Source organism: Streptomyces sp. CC228A, assembly GCF_021390935.1.
In the GTDB taxonomy this organism is placed as follows: Bacteria; Actinomycetota; Actinomycetes; order Streptomycetales; family Streptomycetaceae; genus Streptomyces.
In genome coordinates, this window is sequence record NZ_JAJPUI010000001.1 from 1,233,920 (window position 1) to 1,254,946 (window position 21,027).

The following is a 21,027-nucleotide window of genomic DNA, read 5'->3' on the forward strand; positions in this document are numbered from 1 at the left end:
TGCCGACGACGGCGGGCGGCCGTGGAGCACCTGGCTCCGCGGCCGCCCGCCGTGGTCGTTCCCGCCCTCCGAGCCGCCCCGACCGAGCCGTGCCCGGTTCACGACCAGGCGGCCACCAGGTAGCCGACGCCGTAGGGCGCGTCGTCGTACAGGAGCCGGCCGGCCAGGTCCGCCTGCCCGGCCGCCCCGGCCAGCACCTGCCAGGGGGCGCGGCCGGCCGCCTTCAGTACGGACGCCAGTCCGGCGTCGAGCGCCGCCAGCGCGGCCGTGTCCGCCGCGGCCAGCGCGCGCGCCGCGTCCGCGTCGAATCCGGCGGCCCGCTCGTCGAGGTAGCCGGGGGCCTTGACCGTGCGGCAGGCGCTGCCGTCGCCCATGACCAGCAGCGCGACGCGCGGGGCGCGGGCGGCGACCTCCCGGCCCCGTGCGGCGCAGAGTTCCGGGGCGAGCCGCTCGTCCACTCCCAGCCCTTCCACGGGCGCGTCCGACCAGTCGGCGCGCCCGAGGAGCCATGCGCCGACGGCGAGGGAGTCGGGCAGGGGCGGGCCGGCGACGGGACCGGCCGGCGGCTGCGCGGGCTCCACGGCCGTCCCGCCGGGGCCGAGCATGACGTCCAGGTCCACGCCGAAGCCCTGGAAACCGCCCGCGGTGCCTTCCGGGTACGTCACCGCGCCTCCGGCGCCCTCCTCGGCGGCGGCCCGTGGATCCGTGCCGACCACGACGAGCCGGTCGGGTCGCGAGGCGGCCAGCACCCCGAGGGCGTCCAGGCAGGCGACGCGCGCGTCGTCCAGCTCGGGCGCGGCGCCCGCGGCGACCTCGGGAACGAGCAGGGGCGGGCAGGGGCACACGGCGGCGGCGACAAGCATGATCCGCAGCGTAGCCAACGCGGTCGGCGCCTCCCCGCCCGATGGGCCGAACGGCCCGCGGAAGAAGCGGCCCCTCACCACGGGAGCAGGGCTGGGGGCAGGCGGGGTGGGCAGGCTCCTGAGGCGGGTGAACGGCCCAGCCGGGGCCCGGCTCCCGGTGAGTCCGGTCGCGGGGCCGGGTCAGTTGACGGCGCAGCCGGAGGCCGCCGGCGGGAGCGGGGCCGGGATGCCGACCTGGGGCAGGCCGAGCATGACGCCCGCAGGCTTGGCCACCTCCGCCGCGTTCCGCTTCTCCCAGGCGTCGCCCGCGCGGGTCCGGCGGACACCGGCCACGGGGCCCTCGGCCAGCAGGTGGTGCGGCGCCGCGTACGTGATCCCGACGGTCACGACGTCGCCGGGGCGCACTTCCTGGTCGGGCTTCGTGAAGTGCACCAGGCGGTTGTCCGCGGCGCGGCCGGACAGGCGCTGCGTGGCGTCGTCCTTGCGGCCCTCGCCCTCCGCGACCATCACCTCGACGGTCCGGCCGACCTGCTTCTTGTTCTCCTCCCAGGAGATCTCCTCCTGGAGGGCGACCAGCCGCTCGTAGCGCGCCTGCACGACCGCCTTCGGGATCTGGTCGTCCATCTCGGCGGCCGGGGTGCCGGGGCGCTTGGAGTACTGGAAGGTGAAGGCCTGGGCGAACCGCGCCTCGCGGACCACGTGCAGGGTCTGCTCGAAGTCCTCTTCGGTCTCGCCGGGGAAGCCCACGATGATGTCCGTGGAGATCGCCGCGTCCGGGATGGACTCCCGCACCTTCCGGATGATGCCGAGGAAGCGCTCCTGGCGGTACGAGCGGCGCATCGCCTTCAGGACCGTGTCCGAGCCGGACTGGAGCGGCATGTGCAGCTGCGGCATCACGTTCGGCGTCTCGGCCATCGCCGCGATGACGTCGTCGGTGAAGTCCCGGGGGTGCGGGGAGGTGAAGCGGACCCGCTCCAGGCCCTCGATCCGGCCGCACGCCCGCAGGAGCTTGCTGAACGCCTCGCGGTCGCCGATGTCGGAGCCGTACGCGTTGACGTTCTGGCCGAGCAGGGTGATCTCGGAGACGCCCTCGCCGACGAGGGCTTCGATCTCGGCGAGGATGTCGCCGGGACGGCGGTCCTTCTCCTTGCCGCGCAGGGCGGGCACGATGCAGAAGGTGCAGGTGTTGTTGCACCCGACGGAGATCGACACCCAGGCCGCGTACGCCGACTCGCGGCGGGTGGGAAGGGTGGACGGGAACGCCTCCAGGGACTCGGCGATCTCGACCTGCGCCTCCTCCTGCACCCGGGCGCGCTCCAGCAGGACCGGCAGCTTGCCGATGTTGTGCGTGCCGAAGACGACGTCCACCCACGGCGCCTTCTTCACGATGGTGTCGCGGTCCTTCTGCGCCAGGCAGCCGCCGACGGCGATCTGCATCCCCGGCTTGCGGGCCTTCACCGGCGCGAGGCGGCCCAGGTTGCCGTACAGCTTGTTGTCGGCGTTCTCACGGACCGCGCAGGTGTTGAAGACGACGACGTCGGCCTCGCCCTCGGCGTCCTCCGGAGCCCGTACGTATCCGGCCTCCTCCAGCAGGCCGGAGAGGCGCTCGGAGTCGTGGACGTTCATCTGGCACCCGTAGGTGCGTACTGCGTAGGTTCGTGTGACGTCCACTGCCTGGCTCCGGTCGCTGCTGGTCATGGGACAAGGGTAGGCGGTCGCACCGACACCCCCGGACCCGAGCAGCACCCTACCTGTGGCGTGCGTCACAGGCAGGGTGCGGGGGGTCGTGGGCCGGGCCCGCGTGACCCCGCCGAGGTTCCCCTACGGCGGGCCGACTGGCAGGATCGCGCCATGCCTGCCGTCCCTCACCCCCTCCATCGGCTTGCCCGCGTCGGCCGCCGCCGGGCCTTCCAGGTCCCCGCCGTGCTGCTGGTGGTGCTGGCCGTGCTCCTGTGGTGGTGGGTGCCGGACCGCGAGCCGCGGCCCGAGGGGCGGATCACCTTCAGCACCGGGGTGCCGTCGGGCGTCTACCAGCGGTACGGGGAGCTGCTGCAGGAGGCGCTGCGGCGGAACCTGCCCGATGTGGCGACGGGACTCAGCGACAGCGAGGGGTCCCAGCAGAACCTGGCCCGCCTGGCCTCCGGCGAGGCGGACTTCACCATCGCCACGGCCGACGCCGTCGCCACGTACCTGTCCGAGGGCCGCCCGGGCGCCTCCCGGCTGCGGGGCTGCGCCCGGCTGTACGACGACTACGTGCAGCTCGTCGTGCCGAAGGACTCGCCGGTGCGGTCCACGCGGGAGCTGCGGGGCCTGCGCGTGGGCGTCGGCCAGGAGGGGTCCGGGGTGCGGCTCCTGGCGGACCGGCTGCTGCTCGCCGCCGGGCTGGACCCGGCCGTCGACGTGCAGTCCGTCTCCGCCGGGATCGACACGATGCCGGCGCTGATGGAGCAGCAGCGGCTGGACGCGTTCTTCTGGTCGGGCGGCCTGCCGACGAACGCGGTGCTGCGGCTCTCCGAGCGCTACCCGGTGCGACTGGTGCCGCTGGAGGAGGACGTGATCGAGGCGGCCCGCAGGAGCGGCGGACCGAGCCGCCACTTCCGTACGGCCACGATCCCGGCCGACGCGTACCCCGCCGCACAGGGCGGCGAGCCCGTGGAGACGGTGGCGGTGCCGAACCTGCTGGTCACCACGGAGGAGATGGACCCCGCCCTCGCCGAGGGCGTCACGCGGACCGTGATACGGAGCCGGGACCGGATCGGCCACGAGGTGCACCCGGCGCAGCTGGTGGACCTGCGCACCGCGATCTACACCGATCCGCTGCCGCTGCACGAGGGGGCGCGGCGCTACTACCGCTCGGTGAAGCCGTGAACCTTCCGTCTCCGGCCGGGCCCGTTCGCGCGGTCCGCGGAGCCCGGTACGCCTGCCGCGGCCGCGGCCGCCGCTGAACCGGCCGCGCGCCGAGGGCGCAGCCCGCGATGCCCGAGGCGCCCCCGCCGGCGTTCCAGGTCTCCCCGAGGGCCCGGCACGGCACAGGCGCCGAGGACCCGGCACAGGCGCCGCCGGGGCGTGCGCCTTGCGGGGCGGTGGCAGGTGGCCGCCGGATCCCGGCGCCGGACCGCCTCAGGCGGCCGTCAGGTCCCGGCGCCGGTCCGCGGCAGGCAGCCGTCAGCCGCCGGCGCCGGACGGCCGTCAGATCCTGGCGGGGGCCGCGGGCGTCTCGGCCGGTGCGGTGCGGGGCACGGCGACGGTCACGCGCAGCCCGCGCGGCTCGTTGTGCGCGTACGTCATCGAGCCGCCGCCCGCGGCCAGCAGGGTGCGGCATATGGAGAGGCCCAGTCCGGAGCCCTTGACGTTCTGGTGCCGGCCGCTGCGCCAGAAGCGGTCGCCGATCCGTTCGAGCTCCTCGTCGGTGAGGCCCGGACCGTGGTCGGCGACGACGATGGTGGACGTGTCACCGCGCGCCGCGACCGCGACGGTGACCTCCTCCCCCTCCGGGGTGAACTTCAGCGCGTTGTCGATGACCGCGTCCAGAGCGCTGGACAGGGCCACCGGATCGGCCCAGGCGGTGACGGCCGAGGCGCCGCAGCCGGTGAGGCGGACGCCCTTCTCCTCCGCGAGCGGGCGCCATGCGGCCACCCTCTCGGCGGCCAGTCGCCCGATGTCGGTCAGCTGCAGGTCGGCGGAGGCGTGTTCGGCGAGGGCCAGGTCCAGCAGGTCGTCCAGGACCTGCGCAAGGCGCTTCCCCTCGGTCCGGACGGACGCGATCTCCTCGTTGCCCTCGGGCAGTTCCAGCGCGAGGAGTTCGATGCGCAGCAGCAGGGCGGCGAGCGGGTTGCGCAGTTGGTGGGAGGCGTCCGCCACGAAGGCGCGCTGCTGCTCCAGGACCTCTTCGACGTGGTCGGCCATCTCGTTGAACGACCTTGCCAGCCGCCGGAGTTCGGGCGGGCCCCCGGCGGGGGCGACCCGTGAGTTGAGCCGTCCGGTGGCGATGCCGTGGGTGGCCGCGTCCAGGACGCGCACCGGCTTCAGCACCCAGCCGGTGAGGCGGAAGGCCGCGCCGACGGCGAGCAGCATGGCGGCGCACTCCCCCGCCGCCAGCAGCAGCCAGCCGTGCAGGATGCGGGAGCGCAGCGGCCCCGTGGGCGAGTCGGTGACCACGACGGCGACGACGTCCCCGTCCCGTACGACGGGTGAGGCGACGGACAGCCGCGCGTCGGGTTGCCAGGGCCACACCTGGGGCGGGTCGTGGAAGCGGCGGCCGAGGAGGGCCTCGCCGAACGCACGGCGCACCTCTCCCTCGGCCGGTATGCGCCAGCCGTGCGGGGCGGCGACCATGGCGTTGCCGTCGCGGTCGAAGACGCCGGCCTCGATGCCGTACACCTCGTGGTACCGGTTGAGTTCGGCCTGGAGGGTCGCGCGGCGCTCGCCGGTGCCGGGGCCGGTCTCGTTGACGTACTGGGCGAGGGCCGCGAAGCGGGCGGTGTCGTCGATGCGGTCGACGACGACGCCCTGCTGGTGGGCCGCGGCCAGGCTGCCGGCGAGCGGGAAGCCGAGGGCGAGCAGGACACCGGCCATCAGGACGATGAGCAGCGGGAGGAGACGCGTACGCACGGGTCGCTGGTCGTTTCGTTGTCTGGGGTCCGGTGTGGGGGCCGGTGGCGGCACGGGTGTCCGCCGGTCCGGCTGCTGCCACCCTACGGGGCGACCAGCCGGTAGCCCACGCCGCGCACGGTCTCGATGAGCGCGGGCGTGCCCAGCTTGGCACGCAGGGAGGCGACATGGACCTCCAGGGTGCGGCCGGTGCCCTCCCAGCTGGTGCGCCAGACCTCGCTGATGATCTGCTCCCGGCGGAAGACCACCCCCGGCCGCTGGGCGAGCAGCGCCAGCAGGTCGAACTCCTTGCGGGTGAGCTGGACGACCGCGCCCTGCACGCTGACCCGGCGGGTCGGCAGCTCCACCTCGACGGCGCCGAGCCGGAGCGGCGCGGCGGCGCCCCCGGGCAGGGGCGTGGATCCGGTGTCCTCAGGGTCCGTGCCGCCGGCGGCGCGCCGGCTGACGGCGTGGATCCGGGCGAGCAGCTCCCCCGTGTCGTACGGCTTGACGACGTAGTCGTCCGCGCCGAGGTTGAGTCCGTGGATGCGGGAGCGGACGTCGCTGCGCGCGGTGACCATGATCACGGGGGTGCTGGTGAGCTTCCGCAGCTTGCCGCAGACCTGGTAGCCGTCCTGGTCCGGGAGGCCGAGGTCGAGCAGGACGACGCCGAACGGCGCCCGCCCTGCGTCCCCGGTCGGCAGGACCGCCTTCAGGGCCTCCTCGCCGTTCCTGGCGTGCGTCACCGCGAAGCCGTGGCGGGTGAGGATCGCGGTCAGGGCCGCGGCGACGTGGTCGTCGTCCTCGACAAGCAGCAGTCTCATCTGGCCCCCTCCGAAGGTGGATCGCGTTCGCGTACAGCGCCCGGCACGGGCCGGTGCCGCCCGGCCCCTGCCGCCCCCTACCGCCCGGCGGGGTCCGTGCGGCTCCGCACCGCCGAGCCGGCGGTGCGGGCGTGTCCGTACCGCTGCGGGGCGGGTCCGTCCGGTTCCGTACCGCTCGTCGGCTGCGCGGTGGCGGCGGGCGGCACGCGCGTGGTCAGGGTGCGTGGCGCCGGCCGCGGTCGGTGCGGGGAGGTGCTGCGGGGCATGGCTGTACCCAGGCATGAACCCCGATGCCGGGGCTCCCAGTCAAGGGGCGCTCCGCCGCGTCGCGGAATCCGTTATGCAGCCGGTACGCGGGGCCGTTTCGGCACACTTCCCCCTGCACGCGGAGTGTCCGGTTGCAGCCGGATCGTTATGCTCAATTTCCGCTCAGATGTGATGACGCTGCTGGCGGGCCGTGCTTAATGTCCTCTGCAACCCGAGCAGGACGGAAGCGAGAGGCCGATGAGCGGAGTGTCAGTGACCAAGGGCGCGGAGGGCACCGCAGCCACGGCCGGCGACCTGGTGGTGCTGAGCAATGTCAACAAGCACTTCGGCGCGCTGCACGTGCTGCAGGACATCGACCTGACCATCGCCCGGGGCGAGGTCGTGGTGGTGATCGGGCCCTCCGGGTCCGGCAAGTCCACCCTGTGCCGCACCATCAACCGGCTGGAGACGATCGACTCGGGAACGATCACGATCGACGGCAAGCCGCTGCCCGACGAGGGCAGGGAGCTGGCCAGGCTCCGGGCCGATGTCGGCATGGTCTTCCAGTCGTTCAACCTGTTCGCCCACAAGACGGTCCTGGAGAACGTCATGCTGGGCCAGGTGAAGGTCCGCAAGACGGACAAGAAGGCGGCCGAGGAGAAGGGACGGGCCCTGCTGGACCGCGTGGGCGTCGGCACCCAGGCCGACAAGTACCCCGCGCAGCTCTCCGGCGGCCAGCAGCAGCGCGTCGCCATCGCGCGGGCGCTGGCGATGGACCCGAAGGTGATGCTCTTCGACGAGCCGACGTCGGCGCTCGACCCGGAGATGATCAACGAGGTCCTGGAGGTCATGCAGCAGCTCGCCAGCGAGGGCATGACGATGGTCGTCGTGACCCACGAGATGGGCTTCGCCCGCTCGGCCGCCAACCGCGTGGTCTTCATGGCCGACGGCCGCATCGTCGAAGAGGCGGCGCCCGACCAGTTCTTCAGCAACCCGCGCAGCGACCGCGCGAAGGACTTCCTGTCGAAGATCCTGCACCACTGAGGGAAGGCCCTCCACCACTGAGCGGCGCCGGCAAGCCCGTCCCGGGCGTCGGCACCGCACCGGTCACCCCCATCACGCCGGTCACCCCCACCCGAGGCCCCGGACACCGGACCACGGCCGATCCACGACACAAGGGATGTTCACCATGCAGCTCCGCAAGACCAGTGCGGCCCTCGCCGCGGTGCTGACCCTCTCGCTCACGGCGACCGCCTGTGGCTCCGGCAGCGGCTCCGACGGCGGCTCCGACGGCGACAAGATCACCATCGGCATCAAGTTCGACCAGCCCGGATGGGGCCTGAAGACCCCGGACGGCAAGTACACCGGCTTCGACGTCGACGTCGCCACGTACGTCGCGAAGGAGCTGGGCTACGACGCCGACCAGATCGAGTGGAAGCAGGCGCCGAGCGCCGAGCGCGAGAACCTGATCAAGAACGGCGACGTCAAGTTCATCGCCGCGACCTACACGATCAACGAGAAGCGCAAGGCGGTCGTCGACTTCGCCGGCCCGTACTTCCTGGCTCACCAGGACCTGCTCGTCCGTGCCGATGAGGCCTCGGTCACCAAGGCCGAGGACCTCAACAGCAAGAAGCTCTGCTCGGTCAAGGGCTCGACCTCGGCACAGAACGTCAAGGAGAAGCTGGCGCCGGACGCGCAGCTGAAGCAGTACGGCGGCTACTCCGAGTGCCTGACCGGACTGGAGAACAAGGCCGTCGACGCACTCACCACAGACGACTCCATCCTGGCCGGCTACGCGGCGCAGAAGGAGCACACGGGCAAGTTCAAGCTCGCTGGTCTGAAGTTGAGCGACGAGCCCTACGGTATCGGCCTGAAGAAGGGCGACGCCGAGCTCCGCGGCAAGATCAACGCGGCGCTGGAGAAGATGAAGTCGGACGGCTCCTGGACCAAGTTCGTCGAGAAGAACCTCGGCCCGGCCAACTACAAGGCCGAGCCCGCTCCGGCGATCACCGAGAAGTGAGCTGAGGCCGCGGCTCATACAGCGGCGGACGAGCAGAACCAGCAGCCAGGGTAAGACGCCGCCGGCCCCTGCCGGGCCGGCGGCGTCCCCCACGATCCGACCAGGGGAGAGCGCGGGTCAACGTGTTCGACTTTCTAGACAATCCGCAGTACGACCTGCTCGGAGCCTTCTGGGTGACGGTCCAGCTGACCTTCTACTCAGCGATCGGGTCCCTGATCTGGGGAACGCTGCTGGCAGGGATGCGCGTGAGCCCTATCCCGCTGATGCGGAGCTTCGGCACCCTTTACGTCAACGTGGTCCGCAACACGCCGTTGACGATCATCATCGTGGCGTGTTCTCTCGCGCTGAACCAGACGCTCGGCGCCACTCTGTGGGGCGGGACCTTCGAGGAGATCGACTTTCGGCTGGCCGTTCTCGGGTTGGTCGCCTACACCGGCACCTTCGTGTGCGAAGCCCTTCGCTCAGGCATCAACACGGTTCCGGTGGGACAGGCGGAGGCGGCCCGCGCCCTGGGACTCAGCTTTCTCCAGGTGCTGAGCATCGTCGTACTGCCGCAGGCATTCCGCGCGGTGGTCGCCCCGCTGGCGAACGTTCTGATCGCCTTGACGAAGAACACCACGGTCGCGGCCGCCATCGGTGTCGCGGAGGCGGCCCTGCTGATGAGTGCAATGATCGAGAACGAGGCCCAGGCTCTGTTCGCCGTCTTCGGTGTCTTCGCCTTCGGATTCGTCGTTCTCACCCTTCCCACCGGCCTGCTTCTGGGCTGGACGGCCAAGCGCGTGGCGGTGAAGCGATGAGCTCCGTTCTGTACGACACTCCCGGCCCGAAGGCCAAGCAGCGGAACGTCATCTACACGGTGCTGTTCGTCGCCGCACTGGCTTCGGCGGCCTGGTGGGCCCTGTCGGTTATGGCTGACAAGGGGCAGCTGGCAGCGGAGAAGTGGAGTCCGTTCCTTACAGACCCCCGAGTGTGGACCACCTACCTGCTGCCCGGGCTCGGCGAGACGCTGAAGGCCGCAGCGTTCGCCCTGATAATGGCCCTGCCACTGGGAGCACTCCTGGGTATCGCCCGACTTTCCGATCACGCCTGGGTACGGGTGCCGGTGGGCGCGGCCGTGGAGTTCTTCCGCGCCATCCCGGTCCTGTTGATGATGATCTTTGCGAACGCGCTGTTCGCACAGTTCACCACCGTCAGCTCGGAAGTGCGGCCGCTGTACGCGGTCGTCACGGGCCTGGTGCTGTACAACGCATCCGTCATCGCGGAGATCGTCCGGGCGGGCATCCTGTCCCTGCCCTCTGGCCAGACCGACGCCGCCAAGGGAATCGGCATGCGCAAGGGGCAGATCATGAGATATGTGCTGCTGCCGCAGGCCGTGACGGCGATGCTGCCCGCGCTGGTCAGCCAGTTGGTCGTCATCGTCAAGGACACGGCGCTCGGCGGCGCGGTCCTGGGCCTTCCCGAACTCCTCTACCAAGTGCGCCCCATCACGGCGAACTATGGTGCCAATACGATCGCCGCGTTCACCGTGGTCGCCGTCATCTTCATCGTGGTGAACACGGCGCTCACCCAGTTCGCGAGCTGGCTGGAAGGCGCGCTCCGGCGCGGGAAGAGGACCGCCGGCGCGACCGTCGACATCACCGAGGTCGACACCGACATGGGCGGCGGCGTCGCCGCGGAGGTGGCCGAGGACGAGCGCGGGGGCCGGGGCGGGCGCACCTGAGGCGCACCCGGCGCAGGACGCGTGGGCACGGAGGAGCGGCGGCCGGACGGTCGCCGCTCCTCCGTGCGTACGCGCGCCGCTGCCCTGTCACTTGACGCAAGCACGGGCAGTGGGTTGCATACGTTCTGTGATCACATATCGGACCACAGCCGCCCTTCGCCGTCCGCTCCGACCGGCTCCAGGAGTCACGCCGTGGATCCGGTGATCATCGTCGGCGCCGGCCCGGTCGGGCTCGCGCTCGGCCTGGCGCTCGGCGCCCAGGAGGTCCCGTCGGTCGTGCTCGACGAGGGCGACGGCCAGGACGAGCACCGCCCGGCCCGCACGGCGGTGCTGCGCCCCGACACGGTGGCGTTCGTGGAGGGCCTGGGCTGCGCGCCGGCCGTACGGGACGCGGGGGCCCGCTGGGCGGCCTGGCGGTCGCTGCGGCGCAGGCAGTCGCTGCGCAGGGAGCCGTTCGCGGAGGCGGGCGGACCCGCCTCGGACGGCGGCTCCCCGGCCGGCGGCTTCCCGGCCGGCGGCTACCAGAGCGCCGAGGAACCGGCCGTCCCGGGCTCCGGGCACCCGGAGCCCCCCGAGTCGCCGCTGCACATCGCCCAGCACCTGCTCACAGGGGCGCTGCGCGACGCGATCGCCTCGGCCCCGGCCGGTGCGTTCGTCCGGCTGGTCACGGGCAGCCGGCTCGACGCCCTCGAACAGGACGCCTTCGGGGTCACCGCGCACGTACGCGGGTCCCGGACCGCCCGGTGGCGCGGTTCCTATCTGGTGGGGTGCGACGGGGCGCGGTCGACGGTACGGAAGCTGCTGGACGTCCGTTTCCCTGGGCGTACGGCGGTGGAACGCCACGCCGTGGCCGTGCTCCGCACCGAACTCCCCTGGCCCGCCGAGAGCGTGCTGCACCGTCAGCCGCCGTGGCGCGGCGTCGGCGAGGAGCTGACGGCGCGTCCGCTGCCGGACGACGCCTGGCGGCTGGACTGGCTGCTGCCGCCGCGCGGGGAGCTCGTCACCCCGGACGCCCTGGTGTGGCGGATCAGGGAGACCCTGTCCGGCTGGTGCGGGGGCACGGCACCGGCCGACCTGCTCCCTGCGGGGGCACGGCGACACGGCGTACGACCTGCTCGACACGGGCGTCCACACCGTGCACCACCGGCTCGCCCGGCGCTGGCGCGTCGAGCGGGCGTTCCTCGCGGGGGACGCCGCGCACCTGGTGGGCGCCGTGGGGACGCAGGGGCTCGACGAGGGGCTGCGGGACGTGCGGAACCTGTCGTGGAAACTGGCGCAGGTCTGGCACGGCGGTCCGTCGGACGTGCTGCTGGACAGCTACCAGGCGGAGCGGCGCACCGCTGTGGCCGCCCGGCTGCGGGCCGCGGACCAGGCGCTTCCCGCGCTGCGCGGCGGAGGCGGGCTGCGCACCTACCTGCGGACGGGTCTGGGGGCCATGAGGGCCTGCTGGCCGACGGGCACCTGGGGCGGGGCCCCTCGGGGCGCCCCCGCGTACCCGCTGTCGCCGCTCGCGCCGTCCCCCGACGAGGCGCACGTGGACGTGGGGACGCAACCGGGCGCCCTGGTCGCGGACGTGCCGGTGACCTCACCGGACGGCACGGCAGGGCGGCTGCGCGACCGGCTCGGCAGGGGCCTGCTGGTGGTGCTGGTCGCGCCGGGTACGGGTGTGTGGGACCGGCGGCACTGGGTCAGGGCCGGTGTGATGCCCCGCCTGGCGGAGGCGGTACGGGCCCTGCCGATGCGGGCCGAGCTGCTGGTGACGGAGGCGTATCCCGGGGCGCCGGCTCATGCCGTCCTGCTGGTGCGGCCCGACGGGCACCTGGCGGCCGCGCTGGGCGGCGTGCGGGTACCGGCGCTGCATGCCGCCGCCGCGGCGGTATGCGGAGGCACCCCGCGCCCGAGCCGCCCGGACACCGACGCGCCGGCCGCAGGCCCTGGAGGAGGGAAACCCGAGGGCACGAGCCGACGGGGCACGGGCCGGCCGGGCCGAAAGCTCGATGACACGGGGGGACCGCGGGGAGCGGGGCCGGTGCATGCAGGGCCGGTGGATTCAGGGCCGGTGGATTCAGGGCCGGTGGATGCGGGGCCGGTGGATGCGGGGCCGGTGCGTGTCGATTCGGCGGTTGCGGACCCGTACCCCGTGGCGGGATCTGCCGGAACACTGCGGGCCGTGGCAGACGGTCTGTAAGCGGTTCGCCCGCTGGGAAGCGGACGGTACCCGGGCCCGCCCACTGGAGCAGGCCCGGATCCGCGATGACTCTGTCGGGGCCCGGAGGGGCCGGTGCGGGTCGAGTCCGCGATCAACCGAGCCCACCAGCACCCGGCCGGAGCCGGCCCGAAGGGACGACGGCGGGCGCACGGGAAGAGCCGGCACGCGAGGCGGCCGGCCAGGCCCGGGCCGGCCCCGCCGGCCTTGCGGCGGCGGACGACGAGCATGGTGCCGGCCCGAAACCACCGGAGCGAAGCAGCCGTCCCGCGGGGCCGAGTCGATGCCGCAGGGCGGTGAGCGGGACGCTGATCCGCTCCCCCAGCCTGGCGGCCGGCGCCTGCGCCTCGGCCGTCAGCGTGCTGAGGAGGAGGGGCCTGTGGGGCTGATGACGAGGGCTTGCGGGGCTGATGGCGAGGGGCCTGTGGGGGCTGAGGAACCGATGGCGTGCCAGGGAAGAGAAGTCGGGCCAAGGCATCCGACCCGCACCGCGCAGCTCCCGGTGTCCGGCCCTCCGGCTGCCCGAGCGGCCTACCGCAGCAGCGCCCTGGCCGTCCGGCGCGGTTCACCGATCGACGGGCCGGGGATACGTGACGCAGCCGTTCTTGATCACCGTCTCACGTGCCCCCTCGCCGACTTTGCGGGAGCAGCCCCCGTGGTGCCGCCCGTGGTGCCGAGGCCGCGGCGGTCACCTGACCGCCGCGCCCGCGCACTGCCCGGTCAGAAGGGGTCGGCGTGCAGGTCGTCGACCTCTTCGCCTTCTTCCTCCAGGGCCTGTCTGACCACCCGCAGGGCCAGCCCCTCGGGGTAGCCCTTGCGGGCGAGCATGCCGGCGAGGCGCCGCAGCCGGCGGTCCCGTTCCAGCCCCCGGGTGGAGCGGAGCTTGCGGTCCACCAGGGCGCGGGCGGTCGCCTCCTCCTGCTCGGGGTCCAGCCGGGCCACGGCCTCGTCGATCAGCGCCGAGTCGACGCCCTTGGTACGCAGTTCCCGGGCCAGGGCGCGGCGCGCCAGACCGCGGCCGTGGTGCCGGGAGTCGACCCAGGCCCCGGCGAAGGCCGCGTCGTCGATGAGGCCGACGTCCTCGAAGCGCGAGAGCACGTCCTCGGCGACGTCGTCGGGGATGCCCCGCTGGTGCAGGGCGTCCGCGAGCTGCTTGCGGGTGCGGGGCATCCCGGTGAGCAGGCGCAGGCAGACGGCCCGCGCCCGCTCGGCCGGGTCCTGGGGCGGCGGCTCCTTGCCGGCCCTCGACGGGTCGGAGCCGCCGCCCGGCCATTCGCTGCGCCGGGCCATGGGCTAGCCCTTGGCCGCGGCGGCCTTGGTCGCCTTGACGGGCTTGGCGGCCGGTGCCGGGACCGCCTTCGCCGCGTCGGTACCCGCCGCGGGCGCCGGGACCGTGCCCACCGGGTCCGTGCCGGGTTCGGCCGCGGGAGCGTCGGGGCGGACGCCCACGCCCAGCTTCTCCTTGATCTTCTTCTCGATCTCGTTGGCGAGGTCGGGGTTGTCCTTGAGGAAGTTGCGGGCGTTCTCCTTGCCCTGGCCGAGCTGGTCGCCCTCGTACGTGTACCAGGCGCCGGCCTTGCGGATGAAGCCGTGCTCCACGCCCATGTCGATGAGGCCGCCCTCGCGGCTGATGCCCTCGCCGTAGAGGATGTCGAACTCGGCCTGCTTGAACGGCGGCGCGACCTTGTTCTTGACGACCTTGCAGCGGGTGCGGTTGCCGACCGCCTCCGTGCCGTCCTTGAGGGTCTCGATACGGCGGATGTCGATCCGCACCGAGGCGTAGAACTTCAGCGCGCGGCCACCGGTCGTGGTCTCCGGCGAGCCGAACATGACGCCGATCTTCTCGCGGAGCTGGTTGATGAAGATCGCCGTGGTCTTGGACTGGTTCAGGGCGCTGGTGATCTTCCGGAGGGCCTGGCTCATGAGCCGGGCCTGGAGGCCGACGTGCGAGTCGCCCATCTCGCCCTCGATCTCGGCCTTGGGCACGAGCGCGGCGACCGAGTCGATGACGATCAGGTCGAGGGCGCCGGAGCGGACGAGCATGTCGACGATCTCCAGGGCCTGCTCGCCGTTGTCCGGCTGGGACAGGATCAGGTTGTCGACGTCGACGCCGAGCTTCCGGGCGTACTCGGGGTCGAGGGCGTGCTCGGCGTCGACGAACGCGACCTGGCCGCCGGCCTTCTGCGCGTTGGCCACGGCGTGCAGGGTCAGGGTCGTCTTACCCGAGGACTCGGGGCCGTAGATCTCCACGACGCGGCCGCGCGGCAGACCGCCGACGCCGAGGGCGACGTCGAGGGCCGTCGAGCCGGTCGGGATGATCTCGATGGGCTCCCTCGTCCGCTCGCCCATGCGCATCACGGCGCCCTTGCCGAATTGCCGTTCAATCTGTGCGAGCGCGGCGTCGAGCGCCTTCTCGCGGTCGCTTGCTGCCATGGGTTCCACCCGGGTTGCTTGAGTCGATCGCTTCACGTCAAAGACGCTAACCCCTGCCACTGACAATGCGCCTCGACGTGCCTCCGACCTGTGGATAACTCCGGAGCGTCACGACCTGTCACGGGTGCCGCGAGGCCGCTGCGCGAGCCCGGGGTCCAGGCCGTCCACCTCATAAGAATGGATGTTCGATTTTAGTGTCAAGCAGGGCGCGCCGGGGTGGGGCCCATCCGTCGCGGGGGCTGCGGCCAGGGGATCAGGTGCCGCCGCCGCGCCCGCGGTCCGGTGCCGGAGCCGGGCCCTCCGCTGCCGCCGTGCCCGCGGCAGCCGCGCCGGGGCCGGGGCTGCCGGCAGCAGGGCCCACGGTACTGCGGCCTCCTGCGGTGCTGCGGCCGTCGGCGGCAAGGGCGGCGGCGTTCGCGCGCAGGGCGCGCTGGAGCCGGGCCAGGACCATCTCGCCGTGTCGGCGGTGGCCGTGCACCCGCGGGTCCTCCGTCACGTCGTACCGCTTCACGTACGCCCCCAGGAACGCCTGCAGCGTGGCGACGGCCGGAATGGCGATCAGCGCGCCCACGGCTCCGAGCAGTGCGGTGCCGGCGACGACCGAGCCGAAGGCGACGGCGGGGTGGATGTCCACCGTCTTCGCGGTGAGCTTGGGCTGCAGGACGTAGTTCTCGAACTGCTGGTACACGACGACGAAGCCCAGGACCCACAGGGCGTACCAGGGGTTGACCGTGAACGCGAGCAGCATGGGCAGCGCACCGGCCATGTACGTGCCGATGGTCGGGATGAACTGGGACACCAGGCCCACCCAGACGGCCAGCGCCGGGGCGTACGGCACATCGAGGAACTGCAGCAGCACGTAGTGCGCGACGCCTGAGATCAGCGCCATGAGGCCGCGCGAGTAGAGGTAGCCGCCGGTCTTGTCCACGGCGATCTCCCAGGCCCGCAGCACCTCGGCCTGCCGGTGCGGCGGCAGGACGGAGCACAGGGCGCGGCGCAGCCGGGGCCCGTCGGCAGCGAAGTAGAACGAGAACAGGAAGATCGTCAGAAGCCGGAAGAGTCCGCCGAGGACCGTGGCCGAGACGTCCAGGACTCCGCTCGCGCTGTTCTCGACGTAATCCCGCAGCCAGTCGGAGCGCAGCAGCCCCTGCTGGACCTCGACGCGGGAGAGTTCCGTGTGGAAGGTGTGGTTGATCCAGGCGATGACGGAGTCGATGTACTTCGGGAACTCCTCGACCATGTCCACGATCTGGGTCGCGAGCATGGACCCGAGCAGCACGACGAAGCCGACGCTGCTGATGAGCACCACGAGGAAGACCAGGAAGGTGGCCAGCCCCCTGCGCATCCCGCGGGCGGCCATCCACCCGACCGCCGGCTCGACGGCGAGGGCCAGGAAGAAGGCGATCAGGATGTTGATCAGCAGCCCGATGACCTGGTGGAAGGCCCAGCTCCCGAGCTGGAAGCAGGCGTAGAGCGCCAGCGCGAGGACTATGGCCCGCGGCAGCCACCTCGGCATGCGCGCGGGCACACCGGGGCCCGCGGCCCCCGCCCCGCCCGGGGGCACGGAGGGCCCGGCGCCTGTCGGCGCCCCGGACGACGGGTCGGACGCCGCCTGCCCTGCCTGCGGCTCGGGCGCCGGTGCGGCGCCGGGCGCGGTCTGCGGTCCGGAGGGGTCGCCAGGTCGGTCCCGGCCGCCGGAGCAGCCGGCCCCGGGCCCGCTGCGGCCGCCCCGTCCCCGGCCCGGGCGGCGCCCCCTCCACCGGCTTGCGGGGCGCCTGGTCCACCGGTCTGCGCGGTACGGGAGCCGCCCTCCGGCGCGGCGGCGTCGGGCACACCGGCGGAGGCCGCCGGTCCGGGGCGGCCCTCCGGGCCCCGCACCGTCTGCCCGGACGCGGTCGGCACGGGTGCGGGCGGCGGGGTGTCCGGGGTGCCGGACGCCCCGCCCGCCGGCGCGCCGCTCCCTGGCTCGCCGGTCGTTCCGGAGTCTTCGGTGGTCGTCTTCGGGGTCTCGTCAGTCGGGGCCACGAGCCAAGTGTGGCGTACGCCCGTGACACCCCCGTCCCGAACGGTGCGGAGACCGCCCCGCCGCCGGGCGGCGGGGCCGACGGCGGCCGAGCACGGGTGGACACGGACAGGCGCGGGGAGCACGCACGGGGGCAGCGGGCACGTACAGCCGCGGTGAGCACGCCTGGGGCGGTGAGCACGCACAGCCGCCGTGGGCACGCATGGGGGCCGTGGGCACGCACGGGGGCGGTGGCCGCTTCACCGAGGGGAGCCGGAGCCTGCCGGCGAGGAACGGACGCCGCTCCCGCCCGGTACCGTCAGCCTCACCGAGGACCAGCCGACGCCCCGCCGGGCGCCGTCACCACCAGCGAGGACCGCCCGTCGCCGGCCGGAGACCGGCGGCCTCCGCCTTGGTCACGCGCCGGAGACCGTCACGCGCCGGACGCCGTCAGCGCTTGTCGGCGGGTACGTCGACGGCCGCGCACACGGCCCGCCACACGTCCTTGGCCTCCCAGCCCGCCTCCAGCGCCCCGTACACGGTCCGACCCCCCAGTTCGGACATCACGTGGTCGCGGGCGAAGCTCTCCGCGTACACCGCACCGAAGTGCTCTGCCATCCGCTCCCAGAAAATCGTCAACCGCATGGACCCAGTATCCCGCCCCTGAGGGTGCAGCCGGGGCCCTCCGGCTTCCCGAAAGGCCTTTCCGCCCTACGGTCGGGCGCATGGGTCCGCACATGGCTGGAGCTCCTCCCCTCGCCCCGACTCCCCTCGCACGTGCCGAGCAGTTCGTCTGGCTGTCGGCGCGCGTCCTCGAACAAAGGAGGTTCGCCTACCACTTCCTGGGCGGTGACGCGGAGGCCGTGGAGGCCGCCCTCGCCGCCTACGCCAACGAGGACGGCGGCTACGGGCACGCCCTGGAACCGGATGTGCGGGGGCCTGCGAGCCAGCCCCTGCACACCGCGCACGCGCTGCGCGTCCTGGACTCGATCGGCCGCTGCGGCGGGACGCAGGCCGAGCGCGTCTGCCGGTACCTGACGGAGGCCTCCACCCGGGACGGCGCCCTGCCAGTGGTCCACCCCTCCGCTCGCGGCTACCCGGTGGCGCCGTTCGTGGCGGTCGTCGACGCCCCTCCCCCAGCCTCGAACGGCCTCGGCCGGGGGGACCCCCGCAGCTCCCTGCTGGCCACCGGCCCCGTGGTGGGGCTGCTGCACCGCAACCGGGTGTGGCACGCGTGGCTGTTCCGCGCCACCGACTTCTGCTGGGCGGCCGTGGACGCGATCGGGCAGGGGATGCGGCCCACGCACCCGTACGAGGTCGAAGCCGCCGTCGCCTTCCTGGACGGCGTGCCGGACCGGGCGCGGGCCGAGGCGGCGGCCGACCGGTTGGGCCGCCTCGTACGGGAGCGGCGCCTGGTGGTGCTGGAGCCCGCGAAGGCGGCGCGGCAGCCGGTGGCGCCCGGCTATGCCCCGGGGGAGCACCACTTCGCGTACGACTACGCGCGTGTGCCGGAGTCGCTGGCCCGGCGCTGGTTCACGGACGAGGAGATGGCGCTGGCCCTGGACCACCTGGCGGCGGCGCAGCAGGAGGACGGCGGCTGGCCGATCACCTGGCGCCGGTGGGCGCCCGGCCCGGCCTTGGAGGCCCGCCCCCTGGTGACGCTGGAAGCGCTGCGCACCCTGCGCGCCCACGGCCGCCCCTGCGCTGACCGGGCTCCCCAGGCGGCCGGTCAGCCGCCGAGGGCGCGGACGCCTGCCGTCACCGCCACCGCGGCGGCGACCACCACGAGGAACGGCGCCCTCAGCAGCAGCGCCACCGCGGCCGCCCCCAGCCCGGCCGCGCGGGCGTCGACGACGAGCGTGCCGCCCGTGCTGAAGGTCTGCTGGGCGATCAGCGCGGCCAGCAGGGCGACCGGCAGCAGTGCGGCGAGCCGCCGTACCAGGGGTCGTTCCAGAGCGTGGGCGGGCACCAGGAGGCCGCCGAGCTTGAGCAGGTAGCAGCCGGCGGCGGTGAGGCCGACGGCCAGCCAGATGGACGTCGTCGCGGTCATCGCGGGCCGTCCTTCCCGGTCCGGCGGCCCCGGGCCCAGAGCACGGCGGGCGCGGTGAGGGCCGCGGCGAGCACCGGCACGCCCGCGGGGAGCACCGGCAGCAGGCCGAGGCCCACGACCACGGCGAGGCCGGCCACGGCGCGCTCGGTGGCGGTGCGGAGCATCGGGGCGAGCAGGGCGAGGAACGCCGCCGGCCCCGCGGCGTCCAGGCCCCACGCGCCGGTGTCGCCGAGGGCCTCGGCCCCCAGGCCGCCGAGGAGGGTGGTGAGGTTCCACAGGACGTAGAGGGTGAGGCCGGTCACGGTGAAGCCGAGCCGGGCGGTGCGCCGGTCCGGCTGTGCCAGGGCGACCGCCGTCGTCTCGTCGATGACCCAGTGCGCGGCGACGGGGCGGACGGCCCGCGGCAGGGCGAGGAGCTGGGAGAGGCGCAGCCCGTAGAAGGCGTTGCGGGTGCCGAGGAAGAAGGCGCCCGCGGCGGCGGTGAAGGGGTTGCCTCCTGCGGCGAGTGCGCCGACGAGTGCGAACTGCGAGGCGCCCGTGAAGACGAGCAGGCTGAGCAGGCACGTCTGGAGCAGGTCGAGCCCCGCGCCGACGGAGGTCATGCCGAAGGCGAAGCCGGAGAGGCCGACGGCCAGACCGACGCCGAGGGAGTCCCGTATGACGGCCGCGTCGGACGGGCTCGCGGCGGGGATGCCGGGCGGGGCGCCCGCCGCCGGCCCCGGGGGCCCGGTGTGCCCGGCGCCCGCCGGGGGCTCGGCGCAGGTGCGGGGCCGGGCGGGCGCGGCCGGCCGCTGGGCTCGGGGGGTTCCTGGTGGTGCTGTCTGTTCTGCCACGCCGGGGACGCTACGGGCGGCGCACCGTTCCGGTCTTGTACGTTCTTGCGCGCTCCCGCTGGTACGCACCGGGTGGAACGCCCACGATCCGGGTGAAGTGCCGGTTGAGGTGCGGCTGGTCGGTGAAGCCCACGGTGACGGCGGCCTCGGCGGGGGCCGTCCCGGTGTCGAGGAGACGGCGGGCGGCGCGGACGCGCGCGTCGGTGAGCCACGTGTGGGGCGGCATCCCGTAGGCCGCCTTGAAGGCGCGCAGCAGCGCGAAGGGGCTGCTGCCGAGCTCGCGGGCGAGCTGCTCCAGGGACGGCGGGTCGGTCATGCGCTCCAGGAGCACGTCCCGCGCGGCGGCGGCCGCACGGGCGCCGGCGGCCGACGGGGCGCGGGCGGGCTGCGTCCGGCCGTGCCGCCGCAGGAGCCGTGCGACGACGATGCGCAGCAGGCTGTCGGCGGCCAGCGCGTTGCCCTCCTCCGCGGCGCGGTGGACGGCGCGCACCAGCCGGGCGCTGTCTTCGTCGGTGACGATCGCCTCCTTGAAGCCGACCGTGCCGCGCAGGGTCGTCTCCTCCTGCGCGATGCCGGCGACGAGCTCGCTGGAGGGGTAGAGCGTGGCGTACGCCCAGCCTTCGGGGACCCCGGCGTGGGCGGAGTGCGGGACCTCCGGGTTGATCATGACGACGGTGCCCGGGTGGGCCTGGATGGTGCCGTGCGGCAGGACCACGTCCTCGATTCCGCGGCGGACCGCTCCGAGGACGAAGCCCTCGTGGGCGTGGCGGGTGAAGGAGTGGCGTATGTAGCGGGCGCGCAGCAGGTCGAGGCCGGGCACGCCGGGGTAGTGCCAGTGCCGTGCCCACTCCGCGGTGTCCGCCGACGTGCCCGCGTGGGCCTCCGCCGCCGTGTCGGGGGCATCCGCCGCAGCGTCGGGGGCGGCGGCGCCCTGCGGTGCCGCGGCGGGCCGCGCCCGCACCACCGTCGGTGCCGCGGTTCGCGCGGGGACCCGCGCCTGCGCCGCCACCGGAGCCGCAGCTTCCGCATACGCCTGCACCGCCCCCGGAGCCCCAGCCTCCGCCGCCCCCGGGGCCGCGGTTCCCGCATGCGCCTCCGCCGTCGTCCGCCGCCTCTCCGACTTGCTCGCCATGCACCCATTCTGCGCCCGCGGCACCCGCGCTGACCTGCGTGTCCGCTGCGCGGACCGCCGTGGGGCAACGCGGGGACAGCCCAGCAGGGCGTCAGTCAGTGCCCCAGC

At 73.8% G+C, this 21,027-nt stretch carries 16 protein-coding genes and 3 pseudogenes; 8 read left to right on the top strand and 11 right to left on the bottom strand.

Annotation, left to right across the window (positions count from 1 at the left end; genetic code table 11):
- Window positions 1–98: 98 nt before the first annotated feature.
- A complete protein-coding gene (locus L6E17_RS05385) occupies window positions 99–863 on the bottom strand; it encodes a class III extradiol dioxygenase subunit B-like domain-containing protein (protein WP_236239559.1) in 765 nt (254 codons plus the stop codon).
- A 180-nt stretch (window positions 864–1,043) separates the two neighbouring features.
- Window positions 1,044–2,561, bottom strand: coding sequence for a tRNA (N6-isopentenyl adenosine(37)-C2)-methylthiotransferase MiaB (gene miaB, locus L6E17_RS05390; protein WP_236239560.1), 1,518 nt, complete (start codon window positions 2,559–2,561; stop codon window positions 1,044–1,046).
- Between the two features lie 153 nt (window positions 2,562–2,714).
- Here miaB and L6E17_RS05395 point away from each other — a divergent pair, with 153 nt between their 5' ends.
- Complete coding sequence (locus L6E17_RS05395; protein ID WP_236239561.1) at window positions 2,715–3,731, top strand: TAXI family TRAP transporter solute-binding subunit; 1,017 nt, start codon at window positions 2,715–2,717, stop codon at window positions 3,729–3,731.
- Window positions 3,732–4,052: 321 nt separating this feature from the next.
- On the opposite strand, the gene L6E17_RS05400 is transcribed toward L6E17_RS05395, so the two are convergent.
- Together L6E17_RS05400 and L6E17_RS05405 are read right to left on the bottom strand one after the other, a co-directional pair.
- Window positions 4,053–5,474, bottom strand: a complete 1,422-nt coding sequence (locus L6E17_RS05400; protein ID WP_236239562.1) for a HAMP domain-containing sensor histidine kinase — start codon at window positions 5,472–5,474, stop codon at window positions 4,053–4,055.
- Window positions 5,475–5,557: 83 nt separating this feature from the next.
- Entirely contained in the window at window positions 5,558–6,277 is a 720-nt protein-coding gene (locus L6E17_RS05405) for a response regulator transcription factor (RefSeq protein WP_236239563.1), read from the bottom strand.
- 504 nt (window positions 6,278–6,781) lie between these two features.
- Between L6E17_RS05405 and L6E17_RS05410 the strand changes: the two genes are divergently transcribed.
- The 6 genes and pseudogenes from L6E17_RS05410 to L6E17_RS31375 all read left to right on the top strand — a co-directional run.
- A complete protein-coding gene (locus L6E17_RS05410) occupies window positions 6,782–7,567 on the top strand; it encodes an amino acid ABC transporter ATP-binding protein (RefSeq protein ID WP_308315828.1) in 786 nt (261 codons plus the stop codon).
- Window positions 7,568–7,712: 145 nt separating this feature from the next.
- Window positions 7,713–8,543, top strand: a complete 831-nt coding sequence (locus L6E17_RS05415; protein WP_236239671.1) for a glutamate ABC transporter substrate-binding protein — start codon at window positions 7,713–7,715, stop codon at window positions 8,541–8,543.
- Between the two features lie 122 nt (window positions 8,544–8,665).
- Entirely contained in the window at window positions 8,666–9,340 is a 675-nt protein-coding gene (locus tag L6E17_RS05420) for an amino acid ABC transporter permease (RefSeq protein WP_236239564.1), read from the top strand.
- Window positions 9,337–10,263, top strand: a complete 927-nt coding sequence (locus L6E17_RS05425; protein ID WP_236239565.1) for an amino acid ABC transporter permease — start codon at window positions 9,337–9,339, stop codon at window positions 10,261–10,263. Before L6E17_RS05420 ends, L6E17_RS05425 begins: the two co-directional genes overlap by 4 nt.
- Window positions 10,264–10,455: 192 nt before the next feature.
- Window positions 10,456–12,157, top strand: a pseudogene (locus tag L6E17_RS05430) (FAD-dependent monooxygenase); the annotation flags it as partial.
- A 226-nt stretch (window positions 12,158–12,383) separates the two neighbouring features.
- Window positions 12,384–12,657, top strand: a pseudogene (locus tag L6E17_RS31375) (transposase); the annotation flags it as partial.
- Between the two features lie 532 nt (window positions 12,658–13,189).
- On the opposite strand, the gene recX reads toward L6E17_RS31375, so the two are convergent.
- The 4 genes from recX to L6E17_RS05455 all read right to left on the bottom strand — a co-directional run bounded on the left by recX (window position 13,190) and on the right by L6E17_RS05455 (window position 17,549).
- Window positions 13,190–13,759 carry a recombination regulator RecX gene (gene recX / locus L6E17_RS05440; protein ID WP_236239566.1) on the bottom strand — a complete coding sequence of 190 codons (570 nt, stop codon included), beginning with the start codon at window positions 13,757–13,759 and terminating at the stop codon, window positions 13,190–13,192.
- 3 nt (window positions 13,760–13,762) lie between these two features.
- Window positions 13,763–14,902 (bottom strand): recombinase RecA, encoded by a 1,140-nt coding sequence (gene recA, locus L6E17_RS05445; RefSeq protein ID WP_236239567.1) that lies wholly within the window; start codon window positions 14,900–14,902, stop codon window positions 13,763–13,765.
- 253 nt (window positions 14,903–15,155) lie between these two features.
- On the bottom strand, window positions 15,156–16,418 hold the full coding sequence (locus tag L6E17_RS05450; RefSeq protein ID WP_268984709.1) for an AI-2E family transporter: 1,263 nt from the start codon (window positions 16,416–16,418) through the stop codon (window positions 15,156–15,158).
- A 936-nt stretch (window positions 16,419–17,354) separates the two neighbouring features.
- Entirely contained in the window at window positions 17,355–17,549 is a 195-nt protein-coding gene (locus L6E17_RS05455) for a DUF3046 domain-containing protein (protein ID WP_236239569.1), read from the bottom strand.
- A 92-nt stretch (window positions 17,550–17,641) separates the two neighbouring features.
- Between L6E17_RS05455 and L6E17_RS05460 the strand changes: the two are divergent.
- Window positions 17,642–18,601 (top strand): annotated as a pseudogene (locus L6E17_RS05460) (hypothetical protein); the annotation flags it as partial.
- 32 nt (window positions 18,602–18,633) lie between these two features.
- Here the strand turns inward: L6E17_RS05460 and L6E17_RS05465 are convergent.
- The 3 genes from L6E17_RS05465 to L6E17_RS05475 are packed head-to-tail and all read right to left on the bottom strand — an operon-like array spanning window position 18,634 to window position 20,607.
- Window positions 18,634–18,954, bottom strand: coding sequence for an AzlD domain-containing protein (locus tag L6E17_RS05465; protein WP_236239570.1), 321 nt, complete (start codon window positions 18,952–18,954; stop codon window positions 18,634–18,636).
- A complete protein-coding gene (locus tag L6E17_RS05470; protein ID WP_374108989.1) occupies window positions 18,951–19,787 on the bottom strand; it encodes an AzlC family ABC transporter permease in 837 nt (278 codons plus the stop codon). The genes L6E17_RS05465 and L6E17_RS05470 overlap by 4 nt, the downstream gene beginning before the upstream one ends.
- 10 nt (window positions 19,788–19,797) lie before the next feature.
- A complete protein-coding gene (locus tag L6E17_RS05475) occupies window positions 19,798–20,607 on the bottom strand; it encodes an AraC family transcriptional regulator (RefSeq protein WP_236239673.1) in 810 nt (269 codons plus the stop codon).
- Window positions 20,608–21,027: the final 420 nt, after the last annotated feature.

Coding starts and splice junctions, on each gene's coding strand:
- recA (WP_236239567.1), bottom strand. CDS start 14,902: ATGGCAGCAAGCGACCGCGAGAAGGCGCTCGACGCCGCGCTCGCACAG.
- L6E17_RS05450 (WP_268984709.1), bottom strand. CDS start 16,418: ATGCCGAGGTGGCTGCCGCGGGCCATAGTCCTCGCGCTGGCGCTCTAC.
- L6E17_RS05465 (WP_236239570.1), bottom strand. CDS start 18,954: ATGACCGCGACGACGTCCATCTGGCTGGCCGTCGGCCTCACCGCCGCC.
- L6E17_RS05410 (WP_308315828.1), top strand. CDS start 6,782: ATGAGCGGAGTGTCAGTGACCAAGGGCGCGGAGGGCACCGCAGCCACG.
- L6E17_RS05425 (WP_236239565.1), top strand. CDS start 9,337: ATGAGCTCCGTTCTGTACGACACTCCCGGCCCGAAGGCCAAGCAGCGG.
- L6E17_RS05415 (WP_236239671.1), top strand. CDS start 7,713: ATGCAGCTCCGCAAGACCAGTGCGGCCCTCGCCGCGGTGCTGACCCTC.
- miaB (WP_236239560.1), bottom strand. CDS start 2,561: ATGACCAGCAGCGACCGGAGCCAGGCAGTGGACGTCACACGAACCTAC.
- L6E17_RS05395 (WP_236239561.1), top strand. CDS start 2,715: ATGCCTGCCGTCCCTCACCCCCTCCATCGGCTTGCCCGCGTCGGCCGC.
- L6E17_RS05405 (WP_236239563.1), bottom strand. CDS start 6,277: ATGAGACTGCTGCTTGTCGAGGACGACGACCACGTCGCCGCGGCCCTG.
- L6E17_RS05455 (WP_236239569.1), bottom strand. CDS start 17,549: ATGCGGTTGACGATTTTCTGGGAGCGGATGGCAGAGCACTTCGGTGCG.
- L6E17_RS05385 (WP_236239559.1), bottom strand. CDS start 863: ATGCTTGTCGCCGCCGCCGTGTGCCCCTGCCCGCCCCTGCTCGTTCCC.
- recX (WP_236239566.1), bottom strand. CDS start 13,759: ATGGCCCGGCGCAGCGAATGGCCGGGCGGCGGCTCCGACCCGTCGAGG.